Origin of the sequence: Parvibaculum sp., from assembly GCF_039973015.1 — a bacterium.
GTDB lineage: Bacteria > Pseudomonadota > Alphaproteobacteria > Parvibaculales > Parvibaculaceae > Parvibaculum.
In genome coordinates this window covers 220743-230085 of the sequence record NZ_JBDWLT010000003.1, presented here as the reverse complement: position 1 = coordinate 230085, position 9343 = coordinate 220743, and the positions used below count along the sequence as shown (strand labels likewise).

Below are 9343 nucleotides of genomic sequence, written 5' to 3'. Positions count from 1 at the left end.
CGGATGCGGCTCATGAGGTGGGAGGAATCGTAACAGTCGGTGCGCGGAGCGTCGGAGGAGGACGCACCCCGCCTATTATATAAACATACTGGCGGCGTCGCCGCCGCTCCGCGCAACCTTCCTCTTTTGAAGGCCGCACATGCCTTGCGGAGCTAAACCTGTTTGCGCTTGCTGCCATGCGTCTCCAACGCGGCAAGAATATCCGCCGGACGGAACGGCTTGGCGATGTGGTCGTCCATACCTGCCTCGAAACAGGCCTCGCGATGATGTTCCATCGCATTCGCCGTGAGGCCGAGGATCGGCATGGCGAAGCCCTCCTCGCGCAGCTTCTTCGTCGCCGTCAGGCCATCCATCACGGGCATCATCACATCCATGAAGACGATATCGAAATCCTGTTCCTTCACGGCTTCAAGCGCCTGGGCGCCGTCGAAGGCATAGACGGGCTCGATCCTCGCTATCGAGAGAACCGAGCCGATGACCTTGCGGTTGACCGCATTGTCCTCCACCACGAGAACGGAGAGCGGCGCATTCGGCTGCGGCGCGGTGCCGGACGTTTCCTCGATGGCTGCGGCGGGGGCTTGCGCTTCCGCAGAGGCGGTGCCGGCCGCCAGCGGAAGGCTGACCGTGAAGAGGGAGCCTTTCCCTTCGATGCTCTCGACCCGCACCGAACCCTTCATGGCGTCGACGAGGCGCTGAACGATGGCGAGACCAAGGCCCGTGCCCTCGATCTGGTTCGACGCTCCGTCCTGCACCCGTTCGAATTCCCGGAAGATGCTGTCCAGTTTCTCCGCCGGAATGCCGCGCCCCGTGTCGGCCACACGCACAACCAGTTCAAGCCCGTTGCCGCTGTGGCGTACCTCCGCCGTCAGCGTTACGTCGCCTCGTTCGGTAAACTTCACGGCATTGCCGAGAAGGTTGAACAGAATTTGCGAAATACGGTCGGGATCGCCCTTCAGCCAGGTGCGCGTCGAAAGCGGCAGCACCGCATTGAATTTCAGTCCCTTGCTTTCGGCGCGCGCCGCCATCATGTCGCAGACGGTACGCAAAAGCGTTTCGGCATTGAAGTCGCGGCTGTCGATCTCCACCTTGCCTGCTTCGAGTTTCGCCATGTCGAGCACGTCATTGATGATCGAGAGCAGCATCTCTGCGGAACTGCGCGCCGTCTTGACCAGTTCGAGCTGGTCGCCGCTCACGCCGCTGTCCTGCAGCATGTCGAGCATGCCCATCACGCCGGTCATGGGTGTGCGGATTTCATGGCTCATCGAGGCGAGGAACGAGCTCTTGGTGGCACTTGCGCGCTTTGCCTCGTCCCGCGCGGCAACGAGCTCGCTTTCGGCCTGCTTCTGGGCAGAGATGTCCTGGATCTGTGAAATAAAATAGAGCGGTACGCCATTCTCGGCGCGCAGGATGGCGACTGCCAGATACGCGGAGATGATATCGCCATTCTTGTGATAGTAGCGCTTTTCCATCTGATAGGTGTTGCGCGTACCCTCGATACATTCGTGAAGAAGATCGAGATCGTTCTCGAGATCGTCGGAATGCGTAATATCCAGGAACGTGTGCTCCCGAAGTTCCTTCTCGGTGTAGCCGAGCATCCGGCACAGCGCCTCATTGACCTGGAGCCAGCTTCCATCAAGGCCAACAAGTGCAATACCGTGGGCAGCCCCCATGAAGGCCATACGAAACCGCAGATCGCTCTCACTTGTCAGCGTTTCCGTCGTGCAGTCCTGGAGCAAACCTCTCGCCGTGGTTTCGGTGCGTTCGACACAGAGGATGCGGACCGCAACCGGATCGGTACGCAGTGTGAAGCTGGCCGTGTTCATCGCGCCCGGGGTGCAGGTGTCCAGCCAGCGATGCAGCAGCTTCATGGCCGGGGTCGCATCCGCGTTTCGGGTTTTGAGGGTTCGCGGTACATTGCGGGCGTCGAGAACAGTGGAATGGAGTTCGAGATCGCCACTCGCTATGTCCCACGTCCAACTGCCAATAGAAAAAGCCTCGGCAAAAGCATCGAAAAGATGCGCCGGAAAATCTGCAGTGCCGGGCCCCTCGGGCGGCTTGCTCTGTCTCGAAGTTTGCATTCGAACTATCCAATGAACCGGGCTTTTTACCCCCAGCGAATACCGGCTCGTTCAGGATTGTTACCGCCCGGGGCTTAACCACAGGTTTCCATTAACCAAATTGCGTGTTTCAACTGCCTGCAGGAAACCAGGACTTTGACGAGAGACAGGTAAACCTTCGGGTTTCGGGCCGGGATTAGCGGGAGGCTTTCGTGGACGCCTATCAGGTTCTTGTCGCCGTCGCGGCTCTCATCATCGCCTATGGGCTTGTCTCCGGCAGCCGCGCGGGCCGGTACATCACGGCCCCCATGGTCTTCACTGTCGCGGGGGCTGGCCTCGCCACCTTTGGTTTTGGCGGCAATGGCGGCGTTGCCCAGAACGAGATCGTTAACGAGGCGATGCGGCTCCTTGCGGAATTCGGCCTCGCCATCTTGCTGTTCACCGATGCGGCACGGATCAATCCTTCCCATCTCAGGAAAAACGATCTGCTGCCCACGCGCATGCTGCTGGCGGGCTTGCCCGGCACGGCCCTGCTCGGCTTCGCCATCGCCTTCCTGCTCTTTCCCGATGCGCAATGGTGGGCCCTTGGACTCATTGCGCTCATTCTCGCACCAACCGACGCCGCGCTGGCCCAAAGCGCCATCGCCAACCCGAAAATGCCGGAACGCATCTCACAGACGCTCAATGTCGAAAGCGGGCTCAATGACGGGCTCGTGCTGCCGCCGATCCTCATCGTGCTCGGCATTGCAGCTGGGCATGGCAATGAGAACGGCATCGCCGCAACGGTGGCGGCGCATCTCATCCTCGGGCCGCTTGCAGGCATCGTCATCGGCTATGGCGGGGGCTGGCTCGTCCGCCGCGCGGTACACGCTCGTGAAATGACACCGCTCTTCCAGAGGCTGTCCGCCCCCGCGCTCGCCATTATCGCCTATGCGGGGGCCGAAGCCATTTCGGGCAACGGCTTCATTGCGGCCTTCGTGGCGGGCGGAATGCTCCCCCTGACGCTCCACAGGTACAACCCGGCGCAGCGTCTTGAAGATTTCGCGGAGGCAGAGGCAAGCATTCTGACTTCCGCTCTTTTCTTCCTGTTTGGCGCCTTGATCCTGCCGCTGGGCGCTCCCTTGTGGGACATGGCGGCGCTGCTCTACGCCATCCTCAGTCTGACGGTTATCCGGATGCTGCCGGTTGCACTTTCGCTGGCGGGGGCGGGCCTCAGCACCGCCACAACAGGGCTTCTCGCCTGGTTTGGGCCCCGGGGAATCGCCTCCGTCCTCTACCTTCTGATCGTCATTCAGTCGCTTGGCGGGGAGACCCCCGACCGGATCGTCTCGGTCGTTTCGCTGACGGTTCTGATTTCAATTTTTGTTCACGGCATCTCGGCAGCGCCGCTCGCCGCCCTTTATCTGCGCCAGGCCAGGGGCGGCAAGCAGGATGGCTGAGCAATGTCGCAATCCGGTCAAAATCCGGGCCTAGAGATTTCAGCGCTTGGGGTTTTGAGGCGACCAGCAATTCGAAAGGCATAACGATGAAAAGAACCGGAGTTTTCCTTGCGGCCCTCGCTATGAGCGCGATCAGCGCCGCGCCCGCTTTCGCTGCGAACGTATACGAGACGCTTAAAAGCAATCCGCAATTCTCGACCCTGACGAAGATCATCGAGGCGAATGATCTCAAGTTCCGCTACACAGAGGGCAGCATCACGGTCTTTGCGCCGACGGACGAGGCGCTGGCGAACCAGCCGGGTGGTATCGACGACCTGCTGGCAGGCGATAATCCGAGCAACAAGGAGAATGCGCGCGCGCTGCTGCTCTACAGCATCGTGAGCGGCCGCCACGTACCCGCCCGGCTCGAAGGCAAGGTGACGGAGGCGACGACGCTCCAGCGCGGCAAGGTGAAGATCGACGGCACGAAATCACCCATCCATTACGGCAGCGAGAAGTTCGGTTCGAATGTCTCGGGCGAGGCCATCGAGGCATCGAACGGGGTCATCATTCCCGTGGACGCGCTGGCGATCCCGGTCTTCGAGGATGAGACTCCGAAGGCCGAAAGCAGCGCGCAATAATCGGCGTCAGACGTTGTAGCTTTCTTCAAGCTGCTGCTTGATCTCGCGCGGGGTGAGCCGGGTGTAGTCCTTGTTCACCTCGCCGAGCAGCTTCTTCTTCGTTTCCTCGGAGAGATGCAGCCGCAGATTGCCGAGCATTTCCGGCGGCGCAACAAGGATCAGATTGTCGAAATCGCCGGTCCGGGACTTCTCCTTGAGAAGTTCACCGATGTCTCGAGCGAAATCGCGTTTCGCCTGCTCGTGCCAGTCAACTGGCGGTTCATAAGCCGAGCGGCGGGTGCCGACGCTCTCGAAAGTACGTCCAGGCTTGTCCGTTCCCTGCTCACGCGTGGGGGGATTGGGTAAATTGATATCCGGCAGGGCGACCACGGGGTCCGCATTGCGCTTCTCGCTGGCGAGAAACCGGCAGGTGCCGCCATCTGTCACGACAATCCAGATACATTTCGGCTGCATCGAAACCTCCGCATCCTGTTATCCCCCTCACAACACATAGTGACAGGATGGGACGCGGCAAGGTAGCCGGACCGGAAGGATGCGCCGAAAGGTCTCAGCCTTCCTTTTTCTTCTCAAGCGGCGGCACGATCCGAATATGCAATTCCTTGAGCTGCTTCTGCTCTACTTCCGAGGGTGCCTGCATGAGCAAATCCTGCGCCTGCTGGTTCATCGGGAACATGGTGACCTCGCGCAGGTTCTCCACGCCCGCCAGCAGCATCACCATACGGTCGATGCCGGGAGCGAGACCGCCATGCGGAGGCGCGCCATATTTGAAAGCGTTGAGCATGCCGCCAAACTTCGTCTCGACGACGGATTTGTCATAGCCTGCAATTTCGAAGGCCTTGTACATGACATCCGGCTTGTGGTTGCGCACAGCACCCGAGGAAAGCTCAACACCGTTGCAGACGATGTCGTACTGGAAAGCCGTCATGCCGAGGATCTCGTCGGCGTCGTCCTTGTCGAGTGCGAGGAACTTGTCCAGCGGGTAGTTCGGCATCGAGAAAGGATTGTGCGAGAAGTCGATCTTCTTCTCATCCTCATTCCATTCGAACATCGGGAAATCGACGATCCAGCAGAACTTGAAGACGCCCTCTTCCACAAGCCCGAGCTCGGTGCCGGCACGAGTGCGCGCCTGACCGGCGAAGCTCGCAAACTTCGCGGGCTGACCGGCAACAAAGAAGACGGCGTCGCCAGCTTCGAGACCAAGCTGAGTGCGGATCGCATCCGTACGCTCCGGTCCGATATTCTTCGCGACCGGGCCCGCGCCTTCCAGTGCGCCGCCCTCTTCGCGGAAGAAGATGTAGCCGAGGCCCGGCTGGCCTTCGCCCTGCGCCCAGGCATTCATGCGATCGCAGAAGGCACGGTTACCACCGCCCGGGGCCGGGATCGCCCAGACCTCGACCTTCGAGTCCTTCTCGATCATGCCCGCGAAGACCTTGAAGCCGGAACCACGGAAATGATCCGTGACATTCTGCATCTCGATCGGATTACGCAGGTCGGGCTTGTCGGAGCCATATTTACGGATCGCATCGGCATAGGGAATGCGCGTGAAGGGATAGGAAGACACCTTGCGGTCGCCAGCGAATTCCTCGAAGAGGCCATGCAGCACCGGCTCGATGGCGGCAAAGACATCGTCCTGCGTGACAAAGCTCATCTCGACATCGAGCTGGTAGAACTCGCCAGGCGAGCGGTCGGCACGGGCGTCCTCGTCACGGAAGCAAGGGGCGATCTGGAAGTAGCGGTCGAAGCCCGCCACCATGATCATCTGCTTGAACTGCTGCGGGGCCTGCGGCAGCGCATAAAACGTGCCGGGGTGCATTCGCGAGGGAACAAGAAAGTCCCGCGCGCCTTCCGGGCTCGAAGCCGTCAGGATCGGCGTCTGGAATTCATTGAAGCCCGCATCGGTCATACGGCGGCGCACCGACGCAATGATCTTCGAGCGCAGCAGAATGTTCTTGTGCAGCGTCTCGCGACGGAGATCCAGAAAGCGGTAGGTCAGACGGATGTCTTCGGGATAGTCCGGCTCGCCGAAGACCGGCAGTGGAAGATCCTGCGCCTCGGAGAGCACCTCCATGGAGGAGACGGCAATCTCGATATCCCCGGTCGGCAGGTTCGGATTTACGGTCTCCGCGGAACGAGCAACCGCCGTGCCCTCGATGGAGACAACGAATTCGGAACGGACCTTTTCGGCGAGCCCGAAAGCTTCGGCCCGGTCCGGGTCGAAGACGAGCTGGGTGAGCCCGTAATTGTCACGCAGGTCAATGAAGAGGAGACCGCCATGGTCTCGCTTGCGGTGGACCCAGCCCGACAGGCGGACTGTCTCGCCCACATGCGACTTGCGAAGCTCGCCACAGGTGTGGCTGCGGAAACTGCTCATATTCTAAGGCCTTGGAATTCCAGAACGAATCGGCGGAGGATAGCAAAAGACATACCCTAGCGAAGGGGAAAAGCGCACGGATCAGCCGCCCTTGTCAAGGGCGGGAGGATTGGTGTGTTCCCTTATCTCGCGCGCGACAAGATATCCAGGATCGGCTATAGAGCGGCGCATGGAAATCATTACGACGAATGAGGCCTTGCGGGCCGCTTGTGACCGGCTTTCAACTGCCGGCTTTGTCACCGTCGATACCGAATTCATGCGGGATTCGACCTTCTGGCCCATCCTGTGCCTGATCCAGCTCGCCGGACCCAGCGACGAGATCATCATCGATCCCCTCGCTCCCGATATCGATCTCGCACCCTTCTATGCCCTGATGAAGAACCGGAAGGTCGTGAAAGTTTTTCACGCGGCGCGGCAGGACATCGAAATTTTCTATCATGAGGGCGACGCCATCCCGGACCCGCTGTTCGACACGCAGGTCGCGGCCATGGTTTGCGGCTTTGGCGACTCCGTCGGCTACGAGACGCTGGTCCGCAAGCTGACCGGCGGCAGCGTCGACAAATCCTCGCGCTTCACGGACTGGTCGCGGCGTCCGCTCTCCGAGAAGCAGCTCCAGTACGCGATGGCGGACGTGACCTATCTGCGTACCATCTACGAAGTGCTGGCGAAACGGCTCACACAGACAAAGCGCTCGCACTGGGTGGGCGAGGAGATGGCCGTCCTTCAGGATCCCGAGACCTATGCGATGCGACCGGAGAATGCCTGGAAACGGTTGAAGATGCGTTTTCGCGGCCGCCGCGGGCTTGCCGTCCTCATCGAGGTCGCTGCCTGGCGCGAGCGTCAGGCGCAGGAACGCGACATGCCGCGTTCGCGCATCATGAAGGATGACGCGCTCTATGAGATCGCAACGCAGCTTCCCAAGAGCGTGAACGACCTTGACGCACTCCGCGCCGTGCCGAAGGGCTTCTCGAACAGCCGGGGCGCGGCAAGTCTCATGGAAGCCGTCGAACGGGGGCTCTCCATGAAGGAAGAAGATATTCCCGTCGTCGAAGGGCCTGAGCCCCTGCCCGCCGGGATAGGTCCGCTGGTGGAGCTGCTCAAGGTGCTTCTCAAACAGAAATGCGAAGAGCACGACGTTGCGCAAAAGCTCGTGGCCAATGTCAGCGACCTTGAACTGATCGCCGCCCATGCCGAGGCAGATGTCGGCGCGATGAAGGGCTGGCGGCGGGAACTTTTCGGGGAAGATGCATTGCGCCTCAAGCACGGCGAACTCGCCATCGGCGCCAAGGGAAAGCGGATCGTGCTGATCGAAACGGGGAAAAAGTAGCGCGCGCTACTTGCCGATCTTGATATCGCTCTTTCGGCCTATCGCCTTTGCCAGCGCAGCGAGACGTTTGGCCACGATCTCGCCTGCCAGCGCCTCATATTTCTTCGGCAAGACCAGGGTGAGCATGTTCTTGCCAACTTCGAAACGTGTCTTCGGCAACATACCCATCGTGGCGCCCGAAAGAGTGAAAGCGAGACGGAGCGCGAGGCCAAGGGTCAGCGCCCGATCATTGTCGCGTTCGGGAATATAGGCCGAGAGATTGCCAATCATCTCCGGCTCTCCCCTGCCCTCATGACGGTGATAGCCAACACGCGCAAGATAGAGCCTGCCCTGATGGTCGATGCCGGAGAAGGGCGCGAGCAGGATCTGCGTCATTGCATGATGCGCACGATAGTCTGGATGCACGTACCAGCCGATATCGGCAAGGATGCAAGCTGCATGTCGCAGCCGCGCTTCTTCCTCTATTTCGCCCAGCACGTCGTTTGCAAAAAGAGGTGCCGTCCATTTGAAGAACTCGTTGCCGTGTTGCGGAAACCGCGCGAGGCGTCCAGCGAGATCGCGGCAACCTTCGATCAGCGGATCCTTCTGCTGTTCCTTTTTGTCGAGACTTTCGAAAAGAATTCCTTCGCGAAGACCATAAGAAGAAATCACGATTTCCTTCGCCCGTGTGGCGGCAATCAGCTTGTCGAGCACCAGCGCACCGAAAGGCAATGCTTCGACACGGCGCTCGGAAACATCGGGAATCTGTGCAAGCGATTTCGGCCCCAGCCTCTCTATCACCCGTGAGATATCCGCGGCATCGCGCGCAGGGATTACATATTGATGCAGCACATGGATCGGGTAATTGCGCTGCGCCATGTGAATGCGCGCCAGATTTCGCCAGACCCCGCCCACCGCGTAGATCGGTTTGCCTTGATAGTCCTTCAACCATGGCTGCTCGCCGAGCGCCCGCTCGACAAAGGCTTCTGCCTCCGCAAGGCTGCCATGCGAGAGGTCCATCAAACGGAGAGGGCCAAGCGGCAGCGTCGCACCGGCACCCGGCTTCCCGCCGGAAACAGGTACGACTTCGAGACTGCCGCCACCGAGGTCGCCGACCAGTCCCTCCGCATCTGGAATACCGGAAAGGACGCCCTGTGCAGAAATTCGGGCTTCATCGAGACCCGAAAGAAGCATGATCTTGAAGCCGCATATTTTCTCGGCCCGGTCGAGGAAATCCGCCCCGTCTTCCGCATCGCGTACGGCTGCGGTTGCCGCGACCACGAGGGTCGTTATTCCAATCTGCTCGCGCAGGGCTATGAAACGGCGCAGCGCGTCCAGCGCCCGCTCAATCCCCTTTGGGTCCAGACGGCCCGTCGAAGCGAGGGAGCGACCAAGACCGGCCATGACTTTTTCGTTGAAAACGAGCACCGGGTTGCGCTCGACGCTTGCATAAACGACGAGGCGCACCGAATTCGAGCCAAGATCGACAATGCCGAACCGGCCTCCGGCTTTTCCGCGACTCACAGCCTGACCTCCGCCGTTCGCCGCAA

General features: G+C 60.5%; 7 protein-coding genes. 3 read left to right on the top strand and 4 right to left on the bottom strand.

The genetic code is table 11. From position 1 onward, the window contains the following. Positions 1-152 precede the first annotated feature (152 nt). Positions 153-2078: an ATP-binding protein gene (locus ABJO61_RS02875; protein ID WP_348327104.1), complete on the bottom strand. Its 1926-nt coding sequence runs from the start codon at positions 2076-2078 to the stop codon at positions 153-155. Positions 2079-2269: 191 nt separating this feature from the next. Between ABJO61_RS02875 and ABJO61_RS02870 the strand changes: the two genes are divergently transcribed. Then, entirely contained in the window at positions 2270-3496 is a 1227-nt protein-coding gene (locus ABJO61_RS02870; protein ID WP_348327101.1) for a cation:proton antiporter, read from the top strand. 86 nt (positions 3497-3582) lie between these two features. Then, complete coding sequence (locus ABJO61_RS02865; protein ID WP_348327098.1) at positions 3583-4116, top strand: fasciclin domain-containing protein; 534 nt, start codon at positions 3583-3585, stop codon at positions 4114-4116. A 6-nt stretch (positions 4117-4122) separates the two neighbouring features. On the opposite strand, the gene ABJO61_RS02860 is transcribed toward ABJO61_RS02865, so the two are convergent. Both ABJO61_RS02860 and aspS read right to left on the bottom strand, forming a co-directional pair. Further along, a complete protein-coding gene (locus ABJO61_RS02860) occupies positions 4123-4569 on the bottom strand; it encodes a host attachment protein (protein ID WP_348327095.1) in 447 nt (148 codons plus the stop codon). Positions 4570-4663: 94 nt separating this feature from the next. Next, complete coding sequence (gene aspS / locus ABJO61_RS02855; protein WP_348327092.1) at positions 4664-6487, bottom strand: aspartate--tRNA ligase; 1824 nt, start codon at positions 6485-6487, stop codon at positions 4664-4666. A 169-nt stretch (positions 6488-6656) separates the two neighbouring features. On the opposite strand from aspS, the gene rnd reads away from it, so the two are divergent. Then, entirely contained in the window at positions 6657-7814 is a 1158-nt protein-coding gene (gene rnd, locus ABJO61_RS02850) for a ribonuclease D (protein WP_348327089.1), read from the top strand. Between the two features lie 6 nt (positions 7815-7820). Here rnd and ppx read toward each other — a convergent pair whose 3' ends face one another. Continuing rightward, entirely contained in the window at positions 7821-9317 is a 1497-nt protein-coding gene (gene ppx / locus ABJO61_RS02845) for an exopolyphosphatase (RefSeq protein WP_348327086.1), read from the bottom strand. Between the last annotated feature and the right edge of the window lie 26 nt (positions 9318-9343).

Coding starts and splice junctions, on each gene's coding strand:
- ABJO61_RS02875 (WP_348327104.1), bottom strand. CDS start 2,078: ATGCAAACTTCGAGACAGAGCAAGCCGCCCGAGGGGCCCGGCACTGCA.
- ABJO61_RS02865 (WP_348327098.1), top strand. CDS start 3,583: ATGAAAAGAACCGGAGTTTTCCTTGCGGCCCTCGCTATGAGCGCGATC.
- ABJO61_RS02860 (WP_348327095.1), bottom strand. CDS start 4,569: ATGCAGCCGAAATGTATCTGGATTGTCGTGACAGATGGCGGCACCTGC.
- aspS (WP_348327092.1), bottom strand. CDS start 6,487: ATGAGCAGTTTCCGCAGCCACACCTGTGGCGAGCTTCGCAAGTCGCAT.
- rnd (WP_348327089.1), top strand. CDS start 6,657: ATGGAAATCATTACGACGAATGAGGCCTTGCGGGCCGCTTGTGACCGG.